The organism is Pseudomonas auratipiscis (assembly GCF_036324085.1).
In the GTDB taxonomy this organism is placed as follows: domain Bacteria; phylum Pseudomonadota; class Gammaproteobacteria; order Pseudomonadales; family Pseudomonadaceae; genus Aquipseudomonas; species Aquipseudomonas auratipiscis.
In genome coordinates this window covers 203,034-221,531 of record NZ_JAZDCU010000007.1, presented here as the reverse complement: position 1 = coordinate 221,531, position 18,498 = coordinate 203,034, and the positions used below count along the sequence as shown (strand labels likewise).

The window sequence follows — 18,498 nt, the reverse complement described above, 5'->3', positions numbered from 1 at the left end:
AACCTGTCGCGTCCCGCGACGGGTCGTTTATTGCCAGTTGGAATAAGAAAGGACTTCATGAAACGTCTGTTGCTAACTGCGGTTCTCGCCGTACTGATGATCGCTGAAGTTCACGCCGAGTCCTTCACCATCTCCGATATTCGTGTAAACGGTCTGCAGCGGGTATCCGCGGGCAGCGTTTTCGGTGCTCTGCCATTGAACGTCGGAGATGAAGCTGACGACCGTCGCCTGGTGGATTCCACCCGCGCGCTGTTCAAGACCGGCTTCTTTCAGGACATCCAACTGGGTCGTGACGGCAACGTCCTGATCATCACCGTGGTCGAGCGTCCTTCGGTCTCTAGTATCGAAATTGAAGGTAACAAGGCAATCAGCACTGAAGACCTGATGAAAGGTCTGAAGCAGTCTGGCCTGGCCGAAGGCGAGATCTTCCAGCGCGCTACCCTTGAGGGCGTACGTAACGAGCTGCAACGTCAATACGTTGCCCAAGGTCGTTACTCGGCTGAGGTAGAGACCGAAGTCGTGCCACAGCCGCGCAACCGTGTTGGCCTTAAGATCAAGATCAACGAAGGTACCGTTGCTGCCATCCAGCACATCAACGTGGTTGGTAACACTGTCTTCCCAGAAGAAGACCTTGTCGGACTGTTCGAGCTCAAGACCACCAACTGGCTGTCGTTCTTCAAAAACGATGACAAGTACGCCCGCGAAAAACTCTCCGGTGACCTGGAACGTCTGCGCTCCTACTACCTGGACCGCGGCTACATCAACATGGACATCGCTTCTACCCAGGTGTCGATCACCCCGGACAAAAAGCACGTCTACATCACTGTCAACGTCAACGAAGGCGAGAAGTACACCGTTCGTGACGTGAAACTGTCCGGTGATCTCAAAGTGCCGGAAGACCAGGTCAAGTCGTTGATGCTGGTGCAGCCAGGCCAGGTGTTCTCGCGTAAGGTGATGACCACCACTTCCGAACTGATCACCCGTCGTCTGGGTAACGAAGGCTATACCTTCGCCAACGTCAACGGCGTACCGCAGCCAAACGACCAGGACCATACCGTCGACATCACTTTCGTTGTCGATCCGGGTAAGCGTGCTTACGTCAACCGTATCAACTTCCGCGGCAACACCAAGTCTGAAGACGAAGTGCTGCGTCGCGAAATGCGCCAGATGGAAGGCGGCTGGGCGTCGACCTACCTGATCGACCAATCCAAGACTCGTCTGGAGCGTCTGGGCTTCTTCAAGGAAGCCAACGTCGAGACCCCGGCAGTTCCAGGTACCGACGACCAGATCGACGTCAACTACAGCGTTGAAGAACAAGCTTCCGGTTCGATCACCGCCAGTGTCGGTTTCGCCCAAAGCGCCGGTCTGATCCTCGGTGGTTCCATCAGCCAGAGCAACTTCCTGGGTACCGGTAACAAGGTTTCCCTCGGCCTGACCCGCAGTGAATACCAGAGCCGCTACAACTTCGGCTTCGTGGACCCCTACTGGACTGCCGATGGCGTCAGCCTGGGTTACAACGCCTTCTATCGCACCACTGACTACGACGACCTTGACGTAGACGTTGCCAGCTATGCGGTCGACAGCCTGGGTGCGGGCGTAAGCGTCGGCTACCCAATCAGCGAAACTTCGCGTCTGACCTTCGGCCTGACCGTACAGCAGGACGAGATCAAGACCGGTAAGTACACCGTCGACGAGATCTTCGACTTCGTTAACGAAGAAGGTGACAAGTACCTGAACTTCAAGGCGTCCGCCGGCTGGTCCGAGTCGACCCTGAACAAAGGTGTGCTGGCGACCCGTGGCCATTCTCAGAGCCTGGTGCTCGAGGCGACCACCCCAGGCAGCGACCTGTCGTTCTTCAAGCTCGACTACCGTGGCCAACTGTTCAAGCCAATCACCAACGACTACACCCTGCGCCTGCACACCGAGTTGGGCTATGGTGATGGTTTCGGTGGCACTTCGGGCCTGCCGTTCTACGAGAACTACTATGCCGGTGGTTTCAACTCGGTACGTGGCTTCAAGGACAGCAGCCTGGGTCCACGCAGTACCCCAAGTGACGGTCACAACCCGGGCACCATTGCCGACCCGGATCAGGATCCACTGCCGTTCGGTGGTAACGTTCTCGTACAGGGTGGTGTAGAACTGCTGTTCCCGCTGCCGTTCGTCAAGGACCAACGCTCGCTGCGCACCTCGGTATTCTGGGATGTGGGTAACGTGTTCGATACCAACTGCGGCTCCAAGCCTGATTGTGAGAAGGTCGGCCTGTCGGGTCTGGCCAGCTCCGTCGGCCTGGGCGTCACCTGGATTACCGCGCTCGGTCCGTTGAGCTTCAGCCTGGCAATGCCGGTCAAGAAGCCGGACGAAGCCGATACCCAGGTGTTCCAATTCTCTCTGGGCCAGACCTTCTAAGGTCTGCCCCTTGCTAACGACATCGGATTCTGTAGGAGTGCATCGTGCGTAAGTTGACCCAACTGGCAGTACTGGCTGCGACCCTGATCGCAACCCCGGCTTTCGCCGAAATGAAGGTTGCTGTCCTGAACTATCAAATGGCATTGCTGGAATCGGACGCGGCGAAGAAATACGCTGTCGATGCCGAGAAGAAATTCGGCCCGCAGCTGACCAAACTTAAAAACCTGGAAAGCAGCGCCAAGGGCATCGCCGACCGTATCCGTGCCGGTGGCGACAAGATGGCTCAACCAGAACGCGAGCGCCTGGAGCTTGAGTACAAGCAAAAGGCCCGTGACTTCCAGTTCCAGTCCAAGGAGCTGAACGAGTCCAAGGCTGTTGCCGACCGTGAAATGCTCAAGCAGCTGAAGCCAAAACTCGATGGCGCTGTTGAAGAAGTGATCAAGAAGGGCGGATTCGACCTGGTGCTCGAGCGTGGCGCGGTGATTGATGTCAAGCCTCAGTACGACATCACTCGCCAAGTCATCGAGCGCATGAATCAGTCCCGTTGAACATGACTGTGACCATGAAACTCGGTCAGTTGGCCGAGTTCCTCGGTGCCACTTGCAGTGGTCCCGAGGAGCTGGAAATCACTGGCCTGGCGACGCTTCAGGAAGCCGGGCCGGGACAGTTGAGCTTTCTTGCCAACCCGCAGTACCGCAAGTACCTCGCAGACAGCAAGGCGGCGGCGATTCTGCTCAAGGCAGCCGATGCCGAGGGTTTTGCCGGTAGCGCGCTCATTGTTCCAGACCCGTACCTCGCTTACGCGCGCATATCCCACCTGTTCGATCCAAAGCCCAAGGCTGTAGCGGGAATTCATCCCAGCGCCGTGGTTGCCGACGATGCGCAGGTCGATGCCAGTGCAAGTATTGGTGCTTGTGCGGTGATCGAAAGTGGCGCGCAAATCGGTCCGGGTGTGACGGTCGGTGCCCATTGCTTCATCGGTGCGCGGTGCGTGATCGGCGAAGGGGGCTGGCTGGCCCCGCGAGTGACCCTGTATCACGACGTACGCATCGGTAAGCGGGTTGTGATTCAGTCGGGAGCGGTTATCGGTGGCGAAGGCTTCGGCTTTGCCAACGAGAAAGGTGTCTGGCAGAAGATCGCTCAGATCGGTGGCGTCAGTATTGGCGATGATGTCGAGATCGGTGTGAACACCGCGGTCGACCGTGGCGCGCTGGCGGATACCCGCATCGGAAACGGGGTTAAGCTCGACAACCAGATCCAGATCGCCCATAACGTACAGATCGGTGATCACACGGCGATGGCGGCTTGCGTCGGCATTTCCGGTAGCACCAAGATTGGCAAGCACTGCACTATCGCCGGCGGCGTCGGCATGGTGGGACATATTGATGTCTGCGACGGTGTTTTCGTATCCGGCATGACCATGGTCACACGCTCTATCACCGAGCCTGGGGCCTATTCTTCTGGTACGGCGATGCAGCCGCTGGGCGAATGGCGCAAGAGCGCCGCACGTATTCGCCAGCTCGACGAAATGGCGAAACGTCTTCAACAGTTGGAAAAGCGTGTCGAGGTCGTGACCTCGGGCAGCCAGCCTTCATCAGAAGGCTGATACCATTTCCTGATCGAGAGTGAATAGCCGCAGGCTGACTCTTTGATTTTGCAAAAGGAGCACCTGGCAAAAGCAGGCGCTCCCTATCTTTACTACAGGCTTCCCCCCGAAATGATGGACATCAACGAGATTCGCGAATATTTGCCTCACCGTTACCCGTTCCTGCTGGTGGACCGGGTAGTGGAACTGGACGTAGAGGCTCAGCGCATTCGTGCCTACAAGAATGTCAGCATCAACGAACCTTTCTTCAATGGTCACTTTCCGGCGCACCCGATCATGCCGGGCGTGCTGATCATCGAAGCGATGGCCCAGGCAGCTGGTATCCTCGGCTTCAAGATGCTGGATGTTAAGCCTGCGGACGGTACGCTGTACTATTTCGTCGGTTCCGACAAGCTGCGGTTCCGTCAACCAGTACTGCCGGGCGATCAGTTGATCCTGGAAGCCAAGTTCATCAGCTGCAAACGTCAGATCTGGAAGTTTGAATGCCAGGCGTCGGTCGACGGCAAGCCTGTGTGCTCGGCCGAGATCATCTGTGCGGAACGCAAGCTATGAGTTTGATTGACCCTCGGGCAATCATCGATCCTTCGGCGAAGATCGCCGATGGCGTCGAGGTTGGCCCTTGGTCTATCGTCGGTGCTGGTGTAGAGATCGGGGAGGGGACCGTCATCGGTCCGCATGTAATCCTCAAGGGGCCCACGCGCATTGGTCGGCACAACCGCATCTACCAGTTCTCATCGGTAGGCGAAGACACTCCCGATCTCAAGTACAAGGGTGAAGCTACACGCCTGGTAATCGGTGATCATAATGTCATTCGTGAAGGCGTGACCATCCATCGTGGAACCGTGCAGGATCGTTCGGAAACCACCTTGGGTGATCACAATCTGATCATGGCCTACGCTCATATCGGCCATGACAGCGTCATCGGCAATCACTGCATCCTGGTCAACAATACGGCGTTGGCCGGGCATGTTCATGTCGATGACTGGGCGATTCTTTCCGGGTTTACCCTGGTGCATCAGTTTTGCCATATCGGCGCTCACAGCTTTTCCGGTATGGGCACCGCCATCGGCAAGGATGTACCGGCTTATGTCACCGTATTCGGCAACCCGGCCGAAGCACGCAGCATGAATTTCGAGGGTATGCGCCGTCGTGGATTCACTGAAGAAGCCATTCATGCCCTGCGCCGTGCCTACAAAGTTGTCTATCGTCAGGGACTGACGGTCGAGCAAGCGATTACCGAGCTGGCCGAGCCTGCATCTCAGTTCCCTGAAGTCGACGTTTTTCTCAAGTCGATCCAGAACTCTACCCGCGGCATCACGCGCTGATCATGGCCGAGTTATGTGTTGCGCTGGTGGCCGGCGAGGCCAGCGGCGATATTCTTGGCGCTGGTTTGATGCGCGCGCTCAAGTCCCGCCATCCTCAGGTACGTTTCATTGGTGTCGGCGGACCGCTGATGCAGGCCGAAGGGCTGGTGTCGTACTTCCCCATGGAGCGCTTGGCCGTCATGGGCCTGGTCGAGGTGCTGGGTCGCCTGCGTGAGCTGCTCAAGCGACGCAAGGTTTTGATCCAGACGCTGATCGAGGAACGCCCAGACGTGTTCATCGGTATCGACGCGCCAGATTTCACCCTCAACATCGAAATGAACCTGCGTAAGGCCGGGATCAAGACTGTGCATTATGTCAGCCCTTCGGTCTGGGCTTGGCGTCAGAAGCGTGTGCTGAAGATTCGTGAAGGCTGCGATCTGATGCTGACGTTGTTCCCCTTCGAGGCGAAGTTCTACGAAGAGAAGGGCGTGCCGGTGCGTTTTGTCGGTCATCCGTTGGCTGACAGCATCCCGTTGGAAGCTGATCGGCATGCTGCTCGTGAACAGCTGGGGCTTGGCGAAGGGCCGCTGGTCGCCCTCATGCCGGGAAGCCGTGGTGGTGAAGTGGGACGCCTCGGTGCCCTGTTCCTGGAAGCCGCCGAGCGCTTGCGTGAGCGTGTGCCGGGCGTGCGCTTCGTTTCGCCGTGTGCCAACGCCGAGCGCCGAGCGCAGTTGGAGCAGATGCTTGAAGGCCGTGACTTGCCGCTGACCCTGCTTGATGGTCAGTCCCACCAGGCTCTGGCCGCATGCGATGCGGTGTTGATCGCCTCCGGCACAGCAACCCTGGAAGCATTGTTGTTCAAGCGGCCGATGGTGGTCGCATATCGCCTCGCTCCGCTGACCTACTGGATTCTCAAACGACTGGTCAAAAGCCCTTACGTGTCGCTGCCCAACCTGCTAGCCCAGCGCATGCTGGTGCCTGAGTTGCTACAAGAAGCCGCTACTCCCGAAGCCCTGGCCCAGACGCTGGCGCCCTTGGTCGAAGGTGGCGCCCAGCAGACTGAAGGTTTTGACCAGATTCACCGTACCCTGCGCCGCGATGCCTCCAATCAGGCAGCTGAAGCAGTGCTGGCTCTGCTGGAAACTCGATAGATGCAAATAGGACTGGACTTCAACCTGGTCGAAGACCTGGTCGCTGGCGTCGACGAAGTCGGCCGTGGCCCTCTGTGTGGCGCGGTGGTGACGGCTGCGGTAATTCTTGATCCAGAGCGGCCTATTCTCGGCCTGAATGATTCGAAGAAGCTGACCGAAGCACGTCGTGAAAAGCTGTTCGATGAAATCTGCGAGAAAGCCCTGAGCTTCTGCATCGCCCGTGCTGAAGTCGAGGAAATCGACCAGTTGAACATCCTGCACGCCACCATGTTGGCTATGCAGCGTGCGGTCGAAGGCTTGAGTGTTACGCCGAAGTTGGCCTTGATCGACGGCAATCGCTGTCCCAAGCTGTCAGTGCCTGCAGCGCCGGTGGTCAAAGGTGATAGCCAGGTTCCGGCGATTGCTGCTGCGTCGATCCTGGCCAAGGTTACCCGTGACCGGGAAATGGCTGCTTTGGAGCTGATTTATCCAGGTTATGGCATCGGTGGTCACAAGGGCTACCCGACGCCGGTGCATCTTGAAGCGCTGGCGCGCCTTGGGCCGACGCCGATTCATCGGCGCTCCTTTGCCCCGGTGCGTGCGGCGTTCGAAGCGCGTGATGCACTTGCCAGCGGATTTGGAGAGGTGTGATCGGGTGAGGTAAATGTCAGCAGTCTGGTTCACTCTTCACAGGCTGCTGTTTTGATCAAGGCCCGGTACAATCCGGGCCTTGTTGTTTTGTGTTGCTATAGGATCATCATGTCGGCTTCTTTCGTTCATCTTCGCCTGCACACTGAATTCTCCCTGGTCGACGGCCTGGTGCGGATCAAGCCGCTGGCCAAGGCATTGGCGTCGATGAACATGCCGGCCGTAGCGGTTACCGACCAGAGCAACATGTGCTCGTTGGTCAAATTCTACAAAAACGCCATGGGCTCAGGCATCAAGCCGATTTGTGGGGCTGATCTGTGGTTGGCCAATAGCGATCCGGATGCCCCGCTGTCGCGAATCTGTTTTTTGGCCATGGATGCCCAGGGCTATCGCAATCTCACCGAGTTGATTTCCCGCGGTTGGGTCGAAGGCCAGCGCAACGGCCTGGTGATCATCGAGCGTGACTGGATCGCCCCTGCCAGTGAAGGCCTGATTGCCTTGTCGGCAGCCAGGGAGGGCGATATCGGCATGGCGTTGCTCAATGGCAACCCCGATGAAGCGCAGGCGCTGCTGCAAGACTGGATGGCGATGTTCCCGGACCGCTTCTACGTCGAAGTGCAGCGCACCAACCGCGCAGGTGACGAAGAATACCTGCATGCGGCTGTCGCCCTGGCCGACAAGCTGAATGCTCCGCTGGTTGCGACCAACGATGTGCGCTTTATCAAGCAGTCGGATTACGACGCCCATGAAACGCGCGTATGTATCGGCGAAGGCCGTGCCCTGGACGACCCGCGCCGTTCACGCAACTACAGCGACCAGCAATACCTGAAAAGCCCGGAAGAGATGGCCGAGCTGTTCAGCGACCTGCCCGATGCGTTGGCGAACACGGTAGAAATTGCCAAGCGCTGCAACATCCAAGTGCAACTGGGCAAGCATTTTCTACCTGATTTCCCCACCCCCAATGGCATGGGCATCGATGACTACCTTCGCCACGTTTCCCATGAGGGGCTGGAAGAGCGCCTGGCGGTGTTGTGGCCGAAAGAGACCACGCCCAATTACGAGGAAAAGCGCCAGGTCTACCTCGATCGCCTGAAATTCGAGCTGGATATCATCATCCAGATGGGGTTCCCCGGCTACTTCCTGATCGTTATGGACTTCATCAAATGGGCCAAGAACAACGGCGTGCCCGTGGGGCCTGGTCGCGGCTCGGGTGCAGGTTCGCTGGTCGCCTATGTACTGAAGATCACCGATCTCGATCCGCTCGCCTACGACCTGCTGTTCGAACGTTTCCTCAACCCGGAACGGGTATCGATGCCCGACTTCGACGTCGACTTCTGCATGGACGGCCGCGACCGGGTAATCGAGTACGTGGCCGATGCCTATGGTCGTAACGCGGTAAGTCAAATCATTACCTTCGGTACCATGGCTGCCAAGGCGGTGGTGCGCGATGTGGCGCGGGTGCAGGGCAAGTCCTATGGCTTGGCTGATCGTTTGTCGAAGATGATTCCTTTCGAAGTAGGCATGACGCTGGATAAAGCCTACGAGCAGGAAGAAGTGTTGCGCGACTTCCTCAAGACCGACGAGGACGCCAAGGAAATCTGGGACATGGCCCTCAAGCTTGAGGGTGTCTGCCGTGGTACCGGTAAGCACGCAGGTGGTGTGGTAATCGCACCGACCAAGCTTACCGACTTCTCGCCGATTGCCTGTGATGAAGAAGGCGGCGGCCTGGTCACCCAGTTCGACAAGGATGACGTTGAAGCCGCTGGTCTGGTGAAGTTCGACTTCCTCGGCCTGCGCACGCTGACGATCATCAAGTGGGCGATGGAGACCATCAACCGCGAGCAGGCCAAGCAGGGGCTGGAAGACCTGAACATCGATTTCATCCCGCTGGATGACAAGAAAACGTTCGACCTGTTGCAAAAGGCGGAAACCACTGCGGTGTTCCAGCTTGAGTCCAGGGGCATGAAGGAGCTGATCAAAAAGCTCAAACCCGACTGCCTGGAAGACCTTATTGCACTTGTGGCGCTGTTTCGTCCCGGCCCGCTGCAATCGGGGATGGTTGATGACTTCATCAACCGCAAGCACGGTCGCGCAGAGCTTGCGTATCCGCATTCCGACTATCAGTACGAAGGCCTCAAACCGGTACTGGCGCCCACATACGGCATCATCCTGTATCAAGAACAGGTGATGCAGATTGCCCAGGTCATGGCTGGTTACACCCTCGGTGGTGCGGACATGCTGCGTCGGGCCATGGGTAAGAAAAAACCCGAGGAAATGGCCAAGCAGCGTGGCGGTTTCATCGAAGGTTGTGCATCCAACAATATCGACCCAGATCTGGCGGGTAACATCTTCGATCTGGTGGAGAAGTTCGCGGGCTACGGCTTCAACAAATCTCACTCTGCAGCCTATGGCTTGGTGTCTTACCAGACCGCATGGTTGAAAACCCACTTCCCGGCACCGTTCATGGCAGCAGTGCTGTCGGCGGATATGCATAACACCGACAAGGTCGTTACGCTGATCGAGGAAGTTCGCAGCATGAAGCTGCGCCTGGATGCCCCGGATGTTAACTCTTCCGACTTCAAGTTCACGGTCAACGACGACGGCCGAATTGTCTACGGGCTCGGCGCAATCAAGGGCGTGGGCGAGGGGCCGGTAGAGGCTATCGTCGAAGCGCGGCGCAACGGGCCGTTCAAGGACCTGTTCGACTTTTGCGAGCGTGTCGATCTCAAACGCATCAACAAGCGCACGCTCGATGCCCTGGTGCGCAGCGGCGCCCTGGATCGCTTGGGGCCGTATTTCCATGATGAGCTCAAGGCTTACCAGGCGAACGTCGACCGCAATCGCGCGGTGTTGCTGGCGACCATGGAAGAGGCGATCAAGTCTGCCGAGCAGACTGCCCGTACCGCCGATAGCGGCCACGCCGACTTGTTCGGCGGGTTGTTTGTGGAAGAAGACGCGGATGTCTACGCCAAGCACCGCAATACACGGGAGTTGACCCTCAAGGAGCGCTTGCGAGGCGAGAAGGACACCCTGGGCCTGTACCTGACCGGGCACCCGATCGACGAATACGAAGGCGAGATCCGTCGGTTTGCCCGCCAGCGCATCATTGATCTGAAACCGGCCCGCGACACGCAGACGGTAGCCGGCATGATCATTGCGCTGCGGGTGATGAAGAATAAAAAGGGTGACAAGATGGGCTTTGTCACTCTTGATGACCGCTCCGGGCGGATCGAGGCCTCGTTGTTCGCCGATGCGTTCATGGCTGCCCAGCCCCTGTTGCAGACCGATGCGATGGTCGTCGTCGAAGGTGAAGTCAGCAATGATGACTTCTCCGGTGGTTTGCGCCTGCGGGTAAAACGGGTCATGAGCATGGAAGATGCGCGGACCAATTTGGCCGAGAGCCTGCGCCTGAAAGTGCACAGCGATGCCCTCAAGGGCGATCGTCTCACCTGGCTGGGCGAGCTGTTCAAGCGCCATCGTGGTGCCTGCCCGATTACCATGGAGTACACCGGTAGCGATGCCAAGGCGATGCTGCAGTTTGGAGAAGGCTGGCGGATCGACCCGGCAGATGGCCTGATTCAAGCCCTGCGTGACCAGTTCGGGCGTGAGAACGTCTTTTTGCAATATCGATGAATTTTTAATCTCGACCTGAATGCGCCTGATCCCTTAAGGTAGGGCGCCAAACGGATCAACCGGCCGGCCGCCTGGCCGTAGACCCAAGACGGATGCCTATGAACCCGAATTTTCTGGATTTCGAACAGCCGATTGCTGACCTGCAAGCCAAGATTGAAGAGCTGCGCTTGGTGGGTAATGACAACTCGCTGAACATCGGCGATGAAATCGCCCGTCTGCAAGACAAAAGCAGCACCCTGACCGAAAGCATCTTCGGCAACCTGACCAGTTGGCAGATTGCCCGCCTGGCGCGTCATCCTCGTCGTCCGTACACCCTGGACTACATCGATCACCTGTTCACCGAGTTCGACGAACTGCACGGCGATCGGCACTTCTCCGATGACGCAGCAATCGTTGGTGGTATTGCGCGCCTGGACGACAAGCCAGTCATGGTCATTGGTCATCAGAAAGGTCGTGAAGTGCGCGAAAAAGTTCGCCGCAACTTCGGCATGCCACGTCCAGAGGGCTACCGCAAAGCTTGTCGCCTGATGGAAATGGCCGAGCGTTTCAAGATGCCAATCCTGACCTTCATCGACACCCCAGGTGCTTATCCGGGTATCGACGCTGAAGAGCGCAACCAGAGCGAAGCAATTGCCTGGAACCTGCGCGTCATGGCTCGCCTGAAAACCCCGATCATCGCCACCGTTATTGGTGAGGGTGGTTCCGGCGGTGCGTTGGCCATCGGCGTATGCGATCAGTTGAACATGCTGCAGTATTCGACCTATTCGGTCATTTCGCCGGAAGGTTGCGCATCGATTCTGTGGAAAACCGCTGAGAAGGCGCCTGATGCCGCCGAGGCCATGGGGATTACTGCCGAGCGCCTCAAGGGCCTGGGTATTGTCGATAAAGTCATTGCCGAGCCTTTGGGCGGTGCCCATCGCGATCCGGCGAAGATGTCCGCGAGCATCCGTGGCGAACTGATCGAGCAGTTGGACATGCTCAAGAAGCTCGACAACGAGACATTGCTCAAGCGCCGTTATGATCGTCTGATGAGCTACGGGCTCTGATCTGAGCGTTTCGCGGGGCTCCATGGCCCCGCGATCACTGCCGAGCCTGCGCCGATGATTGATCTGAGCAGCAAGCTTTCTCCCTGGCTAAGTGCCCCTTCCTGGTGTGTCGCCTTCTCCGGCGGCCTGGACTCCACTGTCCTTTTGCATCTGTTGGCGAACCTGCCGCATAAGCCCGTCATTCGCGCCATCCATGTTCACCACGGCCTGCAGGCTGTCGCTGAGGCGTGGCCAAGCCATTGCCAGCAGCTGTGCGAAGGGCTGGGCGTTAACTTGCAGGTCATCCATGTCGAGGTGAGCGCCGGTGCCAGTCTTGAGCAGGCTGCCCGAGACGCCCGTTATGCCGCCTTCAACGCTGCGTTGCGGCCTGGAGAAGTGTTGCTGACCGGCCAGCACCGTGAAGATCAGGCGGAAACCCTGCTGTTTCGTTTGCTGCGCGGGGCGGGGGTGCGAGGCTTGGCGGCAATGCCGATTCAGCGCGCGCTGGGGCAAGGCGTGCTGCTGCGACCTTTTCTCGATGTCTCGCGAAAAGCACTGGAGGCCTACGCCCGAGAACATCAGCTGACATGGGTCGAGGATCCGAGTAACAGCGATACGCAGTACTCACGCAACTACCTGCGTCACGCAGTGTTCCCGACCTTGCGTCAACGTTGGCCGCAAGTTGCGCAGAACCTTGCACGTACAGCGGAGCATTTGAGCGAGGCCCAAGGCTTGCTCGACGAGTTGGCGCGACAGGATCTGGCACTTGCCTCGACGGCGAACGCCTATGACTGGCTCGGATTGGCGTCTCTGGATCTGCGCGTCATGCGCAGTTTGTCTCCCGCTCGTCAGCGTAATGCATTGCAATACTGGATGGCGCAGCGCACACGCCTGCCGGATGCAAGGCATTGGGCAGGCTGGGAGGCGCTACGTGATGCAGCAGGCGATGGCCGCCCGGTGTGGCGGCTCACCGACGGGGAACTGCACCGCAGCAATGAACGTGTCTGGTGGCTTTCTGGAGACTGGCTCAAAGCGCCGCAGGGGCCGCAGGTGTGGAGCGCTCCGAACGAAGCGCTGGTGTTGAGTGGAAATGGCCAGGTCAGCCTCAGCGGCACGTTGCCGCAGGGTGTATTGCACATTGCCTACCGCCAGGGCGGTGAGTCATTGCTTGTACACGGGCGAGGTCGACGTGATCTGAAACGCTTGCTCAACGAGCTGGAGGTGCCGGCTTTTGTTCGTTCGCGGTTGCCGCTGCTCTATTGTGACGACCAATTGGTGGCTGTCGCCAACCTGCCGGTCTTGAGTCGGCAGGGCGCCGATTTGAATTGGTGTCTACCGACGAGCGAGCAAGGTTTGAGATGAAAGGGACATTCCGGTAGACTACGCTCCCTTCTTGATACAACTTCTGTGGCTTCCCTCAGAACCGCAGTAGTTGCCGATTACCAAGCAGTTTTTTGCTGGGCGATTCTAAAAATGTGTAGCGAGCTCCGTACCGGGTCTAAAGCCCCCGGTCTGTCCAGGCGCGGCAGTTTTTTAAGTGGCACTGTGATTGACGCAGGTGATCGGGGGCTTCGGCCTTCCTTCGCTTTCCCCGGCGGCACTGACCGCTTTAACGCAGACTTCTAGGGTTTTTCATGACGCGCTACATATTCGTCACGGGCGGTGTTGTTTCTTCATTGGGGAAAGGCATTGCCTCGGCTTCATTGGCGGCTATCCTGGAGGCGCGGGGGCTCAAGGTCACCATGCTCAAGCTGGATCCGTACATCAACGTCGACCCGGGCACCATGAGCCCGTTCCAGCACGGCGAAGTGTTCGTCACCCACGACGGTGCCGAAACCGACCTGGACCTGGGCCACTATGAGCGGTTCATCCGCACGACGATGACCCAGAACAACAACTTCACCACAGGCCGCGTCTACGAGCACGTGCTGCGCAAAGAGCGTCGTGGTGACTATCTGGGCGCCACCATCCAGGTGATCCCGCACATTACCGACGAAATCAAGCGCCGCATCATCAAGGGTGCTGGCGATGCCGACGTGGCAATGGTCGAAATCGGCGGTACCGTGGGCGACATCGAGTCGCAACCGTTCCTCGAAGCCATCCGTCAGTTGCGTTTCGAAGTAGGCGCCAAACGCGCAATGCTGATGCACCTGACACTGGTACCGTACATCGCCACTGCAGGTGAGACCAAAACCAAGCCTACCCAGCACTCGGTCAAGGAGCTGCGCTCCATTGGCCTGCAACCAGACGTGCTGGTTTGCCGTTCCGATCACCCGATCGACAGCTCGTCGCGTCGCAAGATCGCACAGTTCACCAACGTTGAAGAACGTGCGGTGATCGCGCTGGAAGACGCCGATACCATCTACAAAATCCCGGGCATCCTGCATTCTCAGGGCCTGGACGATTTCGTCGTCGAGCGTTTCGGCCTGCAGTGCGAAAGTGCAGACTTGTCCGAGTGGGACGCTGTAGTCGATGCCAAGCTCAATCCAGAGCACGAAGTCACCATCGCCATGGTCGGCAAGTACATGGAGCTGCTGGATGCCTACAAGTCGCTGATCGAAGCGATGAGTCACGCCGGTATCAGCAACCGTACCAAGGTCAACCTGCGCTACATCGATTCCGAAGACATCGAGAACCAGGGCACCAGCCTGCTTGAAGGCGCCGATGCCATCCTGGTACCAGGCGGCTTTGGCCTGCGTGGTGTCGAAGGCAAGATCACTGCCGTGCAGTACGCTCGCGAGAACAAGGTCCCTTATTTGGGGATCTGCCTCGGTATGCAGGTAGCTGTCATCGAGTTCGCCCGTAACGTAATGGGCTGGAAAGATGCCAACTCCACCGAGTTCGATCGCAACAGCGGTCACCCGGTCGTCGGTCTGATCACCGAGTGGGAAGATGCTACCGGCGCGGTCGAAACCCGTACCGAAGCCTCCGACCTGGGTGGCACCATGCGTCTGGGTGCCCAGGAATGCCAGCTGGAAAGCGGCTCCAAGGTTCATGACTGCTACGCCAAGGATGTGATTGTCGAACGTCATCGCCATCGTTACGAAGTGAACAACAAGTTGCTGCCGCAGTTGATTGACGCCGGCTTGAAAGTTTCCGGTCGCTCCGGTGACGGTGCACTGGTAGAAGTGGTCGAGTCCCAGGATCATCCTTGGTTCGTCGCTTGCCAGTTCCACCCTGAGTTCACCTCGACTCCGCGTGACGGGCACCCGCTGTTCAGCGGCTTCGTCAAAGCGGCATTGGCTCAAAAGAACAAGGCCTGATACATGACCCAGAAGATCATTCGCGTCGGTAACATCGAGATCGCCAACGACAAGCCGTTCGTCCTGTTCGGCGGCATGAACGTGCTGGAATCCCGTGACCTGGCCATGAAGGTCTGCGAAGAATACGTACGGGTTACCGAGAAACTGGGTATCCCTTATGTCTTCAAGGCCAGCTTCGACAAGGCCAACCGTTCGTCGATCAACTCCTACCGTGGCCCTGGCCTGGAAGAGGGGATGAAGATCTTCGAAGAGATCAAGCGCACCTTCAATGTTCCGATTATCACCGACGTTCACGAGCCGCATCAGGCGCAAGCCGTGGCGAACGTCTGTGACATCATTCAGCTGCCGGCTTTCCTGTCGCGCCAGACTGACCTGGTGGTGGCGATGGCCAAGACCGGCGCAGTGATCAACATCAAGAAGGCCCAGTTCCTCGCACCCCAGGAAATGAAACACATCCTGACCAAGTGCGAAGAGGCCGGAAACGATCAGTTGATTCTCTGTGAGCGTGGTTCGAGCTTCGGCTACAACAACCTTGTGGTAGACATGCTCGGCTTCGGTATCATGAAGCAGTTCCAATACCCGGTGTTCTTCGATGTGACCCATGCCCTGCAGATGCCGGGTGGTCGCTCCGATTCCGCTGGTGGTCGCCGTGCCCAGGTCACCGACCTGGCCAAGGCTGGCCTGAGCCAGGGTCTGGCCGGGCTTTTCCTCGAAGCCCACCCAGACCCGGACAACGCCAAGTGCGACGGTCCATGCGCCCTGCGCCTGGACAAACTGGAGCCATTCCTGGCCCAGCTCAAGCAACTGGACGATCTGGTGAAGAGTTTTCCGACGGTAGAAACCGCGTAATCCTCAATTCTCCGGTAAAGTACCGCTCGTTCAATCCCTGACCCACGGGTCAGGGGTGTGTCTTCGTCGGGCCTGCCCTTTTTCAACAGCCAGGCGAACGGCAAGGATTTTTCTCAGCTGCGTTGTTTTCGTCAATTCTGGAGTGCTTACAACAATGGCAAAAATCGTCGACATCAAAGGTCGTGAAGTTCTCGATTCGCGTGGCAACCCCACCGTAGAAGCGGACGTACTGCTCGACAACGGCATCATCGGCAGTGCTTGCGCGCCGTCCGGTGCTTCCACTGGCTCGCGCGAAGCGCTGGAGCTGCGTGATGGCGACAAAAGCCGTTACATGGGCAAGGGCGTGCTGAAGGCTGTTGCCAACATCAACGGTCCGATCCGCGACCTGCTGCTGGGCAAAGACCCGGTTGACCAGAAAGCCCTCGACCGCGCCATGATCGACCTGGACGGTACCGAGAACAAAGCCAATCTGGGCGCCAACGCCATTCTGGCTGTATCCCTGGCCGCTGCCAAAGCTGCTGCCCAGGATCAGGACCTGCCGTTGTACGCGCACATCGCCAACCTGAACGGCACCCCGGGCCAGTATTCGATGCCGGTTCCGATGATGAACATCATCAACGGTGGCGAGCACGCCGATAATAACGTCGATATTCAGGAGTTCATGGTTCAGCCGGTAGGCGCCAAGACTTTCTCTGACGCGCTGCGCATGGGCACCGAAATTTTCCATCACCTCAAAGCTGTGCTCAAGGCTCGCGGCCTGAACACTGCAGTGGGTGACGAAGGTGGTTTCGCACCGAACCTGGCTTCCAACGAAGACGCTCTGTCGGCTATCGCCGAAGCTGTGGCCAATGCTGGCTACAAGCTGGGCACCGATGTAACTTTGGCGTTGGACTGCGCTGCCAGCGAGTTCTTTGAAGATGGCAAGTACAACCTGTCCGGCGAAGGCAAGTCCTTCGACGCTGCTGGTTTTGCCGACTACCTCAAGGGTCTCAGTGAGCGCTTCCCGATCATCTCGATCGAAGATGGCCTGGACGAGTCCGACTGGGCTGGCTGGAAGATCCTCACCGACAAGATCGGCGACAAGGTGCAGTTGGTCGGTGACGACTTGTTCGTAACCAACACCAAGATCCTCAAGGAAGGCATCGACAAGAACATTGCCAACTCGATCCTGATCAAGTTCAACCAGATCGGTTCGCTGACCGAAACCCTTGAAGCCATTCAGATGGCCAAGGCTGCCGGTTACACTGCAGTGATCTCGCACCGTTCGGGCGAAACCGAAGACTCGACCATTGCCGACCTGGCCGTGGGTACCGCTGCCGGCCAGATCAAGACCGGTTCGCTGTGCCGTTCCGACCGCGTTTCCAAGTACAACCAGTTGCTGCGTATCGAAGAGCAACTGGGCAGCAAGGCTGTGTACCGTGGTCGTGCCGAGTTTCGCGGCTAAGCAAGAGATGGTAAAAAGACAGCAGCCAAGGTTAGCTGAGCAGCCATACTGACTGTTCAGCAACTTGTGCAGCAGGTCTGTGTACACAAAGCCTGGCTTCGGTCAGGCTTCGTGCCATCAGTGCCCTGTACAGGCGGCGGTCTTTTTCCACTGGATACCCTGATGCGCAGTCCTTATTGGTTGTTCCTCGTCCTGCTCCTACTGCTCGGTGGCCTGCAGTATCGCCTGTGGGTGGGCAATGGCAGCCTAGCCCATGTCACCGAACTCAAGCAGCAAATTGCGGAACAGCACGCCGAAAACGAGCGGTTGCTGGAACGTAATCGTGTGCTTGATGCTGAAGTACTGGAGTTGAAGAAAGGTATGGAAACCGTCGAAGAACGGGCTCGCCATGAACTGGGTATGGTCAAAGAGGGTGAAACCCTCTACCAGCTTGCCCAATGAACCAGACCTTGCCGGCTTTCTGGGCCGTGATTCCTGCCGCGGGCGTTGGTGCCCGCATGGCTGCCGACCGTCCCAAGCAGTACCTGCAATTGGGTGGGCAGACCATTCTCGAGCATAGCCTCGATTGTTTTCTCGACCATCCCTGCGTAAAAGGGGTGGTGGTCAGTGTTGCCGCTGACGATCCTTACTGGCCCGGCCTGCGCTGCGCGAGCGATCCGCGCATTCAGCGTGCCGCTGGTGGCCTGGAGCGCGCCGACTCGGTGCTCAATGCCTTGTTGCTGTTACATGCACAGGGTGCTGCCGACAGCGATTGGGTGTTGGTACACGATGCCGCTCGGCCGAACCTTGCGCGCAGCGACCTTGATCGGCTGCTGTTTGAACTTGCTGACGACCCGGTTGGCGGGCTGCTGGCGGTGCCCGCACGCGATACGCTCAAGCGCGCCGATGGTAAGGGCCGGGTCAGTTCCACCATTGATCGCAGCATTGTTTGGCAGGCGTACACCCCGCAGATGTTTCGTTTGGGCCCCTTGCATCGGGCGCTGGCTGACAGCCTGGTGGCGGATGTGGCGATCACCGATGAGTCCTCGGCCATCGAATGGGCCGGACAGGCACCGCGCTTGATCGAAGGGCGCAATGACAACATCAAGGTCACTCGACCGGAAGACCTGGAATGGTTGCGCCAGCGCTGGGCCAAACGCTGCTGAAAGCCCCCGTCTGTAGCAGCGGGCTTGCCTGCGATCGTAACAGCC

At 58.3% G+C, this 18,498-nt stretch carries 15 protein-coding genes; all 15 read left to right on the top strand.

Going from position 1 to position 18,498, the window contains the following annotated elements; all coding sequences use genetic code 11:
* Window positions 1-57: 57 nt before the first annotated feature.
* The 15 genes from bamA to ispD all read left to right on the top strand — a co-directional run bounded on the left by bamA (window position 58) and on the right by ispD (window position 18,453).
* Entirely contained in the window at window positions 58-2,406 is a 2,349-nt protein-coding gene (gene bamA / locus V0R60_RS12555) for an outer membrane protein assembly factor BamA (protein WP_136477819.1), read from the top strand.
* 44 nt (window positions 2,407-2,450) lie between these two features.
* Entirely contained in the window at window positions 2,451-2,954 is a 504-nt protein-coding gene (locus tag V0R60_RS12550) for an OmpH family outer membrane protein (RefSeq protein WP_038996736.1), read from the top strand.
* 2 nt (window positions 2,955-2,956) lie between these two features.
* Window positions 2,957-4,012: a UDP-3-O-(3-hydroxymyristoyl)glucosamine N-acyltransferase gene (lpxD, locus tag V0R60_RS12545; protein ID WP_136479015.1), complete on the top strand. Its 1,056-nt coding sequence runs from the start codon at window positions 2,957-2,959 to the stop codon at window positions 4,010-4,012.
* A gap of 111 nt (window positions 4,013-4,123) precedes the next feature.
* Complete coding sequence (fabZ, locus tag V0R60_RS12540; protein ID WP_010224833.1) at window positions 4,124-4,564, top strand: 3-hydroxyacyl-ACP dehydratase FabZ; 441 nt, start codon at window positions 4,124-4,126, stop codon at window positions 4,562-4,564.
* Window positions 4,561-5,337 (top strand): acyl-ACP--UDP-N-acetylglucosamine O-acyltransferase, encoded by a 777-nt coding sequence (lpxA, locus tag V0R60_RS12535; protein ID WP_136477818.1) that lies wholly within the window; start codon window positions 4,561-4,563, stop codon window positions 5,335-5,337. The genes fabZ and lpxA overlap by 4 nt, the downstream gene beginning before the upstream one ends.
* Before the next feature lie 2 nt (window positions 5,338-5,339).
* A complete protein-coding gene (gene lpxB / locus V0R60_RS12530; protein ID WP_136477817.1) occupies window positions 5,340-6,467 on the top strand; it encodes a lipid-A-disaccharide synthase in 1,128 nt (375 codons plus the stop codon).
* Window positions 6,468-7,097 (top strand): ribonuclease HII, encoded by a 630-nt coding sequence (rnhB, locus tag V0R60_RS12525; RefSeq protein ID WP_136477816.1) that lies wholly within the window; start codon window positions 6,468-6,470, stop codon window positions 7,095-7,097.
* 108 nt (window positions 7,098-7,205) lie between these two features.
* A complete protein-coding gene (gene dnaE / locus V0R60_RS12520) occupies window positions 7,206-10,727 on the top strand; it encodes a DNA polymerase III subunit alpha (protein WP_330079808.1) in 3,522 nt (1,173 codons plus the stop codon).
* 98 nt (window positions 10,728-10,825) lie between these two features.
* Entirely contained in the window at window positions 10,826-11,773 is a 948-nt protein-coding gene (locus tag V0R60_RS12515) for an acetyl-CoA carboxylase carboxyltransferase subunit alpha (RefSeq protein ID WP_136477814.1), read from the top strand.
* Between the two features lie 54 nt (window positions 11,774-11,827).
* Entirely contained in the window at window positions 11,828-13,114 is a 1,287-nt protein-coding gene (gene tilS / locus V0R60_RS12510; RefSeq protein ID WP_136477813.1) for a tRNA lysidine(34) synthetase TilS, read from the top strand.
* A 272-nt stretch (window positions 13,115-13,386) separates the two neighbouring features.
* Window positions 13,387-15,015, top strand: coding sequence for a CTP synthase (locus tag V0R60_RS12505; protein WP_136477812.1), 1,629 nt, complete (start codon window positions 13,387-13,389; stop codon window positions 15,013-15,015).
* 3 nt (window positions 15,016-15,018) lie between these two features.
* Window positions 15,019-15,864, top strand: coding sequence for a 3-deoxy-8-phosphooctulonate synthase (gene kdsA / locus V0R60_RS12500; protein ID WP_136477811.1), 846 nt, complete (start codon window positions 15,019-15,021; stop codon window positions 15,862-15,864).
* Between the two features lie 154 nt (window positions 15,865-16,018).
* Window positions 16,019-17,308 carry a phosphopyruvate hydratase gene (eno, locus tag V0R60_RS12495; protein ID WP_136477810.1) on the top strand — a complete coding sequence of 430 codons (1,290 nt, stop codon included), beginning with the start codon at window positions 16,019-16,021 and terminating at the stop codon, window positions 17,306-17,308.
* A 162-nt stretch (window positions 17,309-17,470) separates the two neighbouring features.
* The gene (gene ftsB, locus V0R60_RS12490; protein ID WP_136477809.1) at window positions 17,471-17,749 is read left to right on the top strand and encodes a cell division protein FtsB; all 279 of its coding nucleotides are present in this window, start codon (window positions 17,471-17,473) and stop codon (window positions 17,747-17,749) included.
* Window positions 17,746-18,453, top strand: a complete 708-nt coding sequence (gene ispD / locus V0R60_RS12485) for a 2-C-methyl-D-erythritol 4-phosphate cytidylyltransferase (protein ID WP_330079807.1) — start codon at window positions 17,746-17,748, stop codon at window positions 18,451-18,453. Before ftsB ends, ispD begins: the two co-directional genes overlap by 4 nt.
* Window positions 18,454-18,498: the final 45 nt, after the last annotated feature.

What these genes read in the sequence shown, in the direction of transcription:
- bamA (WP_136477819.1), top strand. Translation starts at nt 58, where the DNA reads ATGAAACGTCTGTTGCTAACTGCGGTTCTCGCCGTACTGATGATCGCT.
- lpxD (WP_136479015.1), top strand. Translation starts at nt 2,957, where the DNA reads ATGACTGTGACCATGAAACTCGGTCAGTTGGCCGAGTTCCTCGGTGCC.
- fabZ (WP_010224833.1), top strand. Translation starts at nt 4,124, where the DNA reads ATGATGGACATCAACGAGATTCGCGAATATTTGCCTCACCGTTACCCG.
- lpxA (WP_136477818.1), top strand. Translation starts at nt 4,561, where the DNA reads ATGAGTTTGATTGACCCTCGGGCAATCATCGATCCTTCGGCGAAGATC.
- lpxB (WP_136477817.1), top strand. Translation starts at nt 5,340, where the DNA reads ATGGCCGAGTTATGTGTTGCGCTGGTGGCCGGCGAGGCCAGCGGCGAT.
- rnhB (WP_136477816.1), top strand. Translation starts at nt 6,468, where the DNA reads ATGCAAATAGGACTGGACTTCAACCTGGTCGAAGACCTGGTCGCTGGC.
- dnaE (WP_330079808.1), top strand. Translation starts at nt 7,206, where the DNA reads ATGTCGGCTTCTTTCGTTCATCTTCGCCTGCACACTGAATTCTCCCTG.
- V0R60_RS12515 (WP_136477814.1), top strand. Translation starts at nt 10,826, where the DNA reads ATGAACCCGAATTTTCTGGATTTCGAACAGCCGATTGCTGACCTGCAA.
- tilS (WP_136477813.1), top strand. Translation starts at nt 11,828, where the DNA reads ATGATTGATCTGAGCAGCAAGCTTTCTCCCTGGCTAAGTGCCCCTTCC.
- V0R60_RS12505 (WP_136477812.1), top strand. Translation starts at nt 13,387, where the DNA reads ATGACGCGCTACATATTCGTCACGGGCGGTGTTGTTTCTTCATTGGGG.
- kdsA (WP_136477811.1), top strand. Translation starts at nt 15,019, where the DNA reads ATGACCCAGAAGATCATTCGCGTCGGTAACATCGAGATCGCCAACGAC.
- eno (WP_136477810.1), top strand. Translation starts at nt 16,019, where the DNA reads ATGGCAAAAATCGTCGACATCAAAGGTCGTGAAGTTCTCGATTCGCGT.
- ftsB (WP_136477809.1), top strand. Translation starts at nt 17,471, where the DNA reads ATGCGCAGTCCTTATTGGTTGTTCCTCGTCCTGCTCCTACTGCTCGGT.
- ispD (WP_330079807.1), top strand. Translation starts at nt 17,746, where the DNA reads ATGAACCAGACCTTGCCGGCTTTCTGGGCCGTGATTCCTGCCGCGGGC.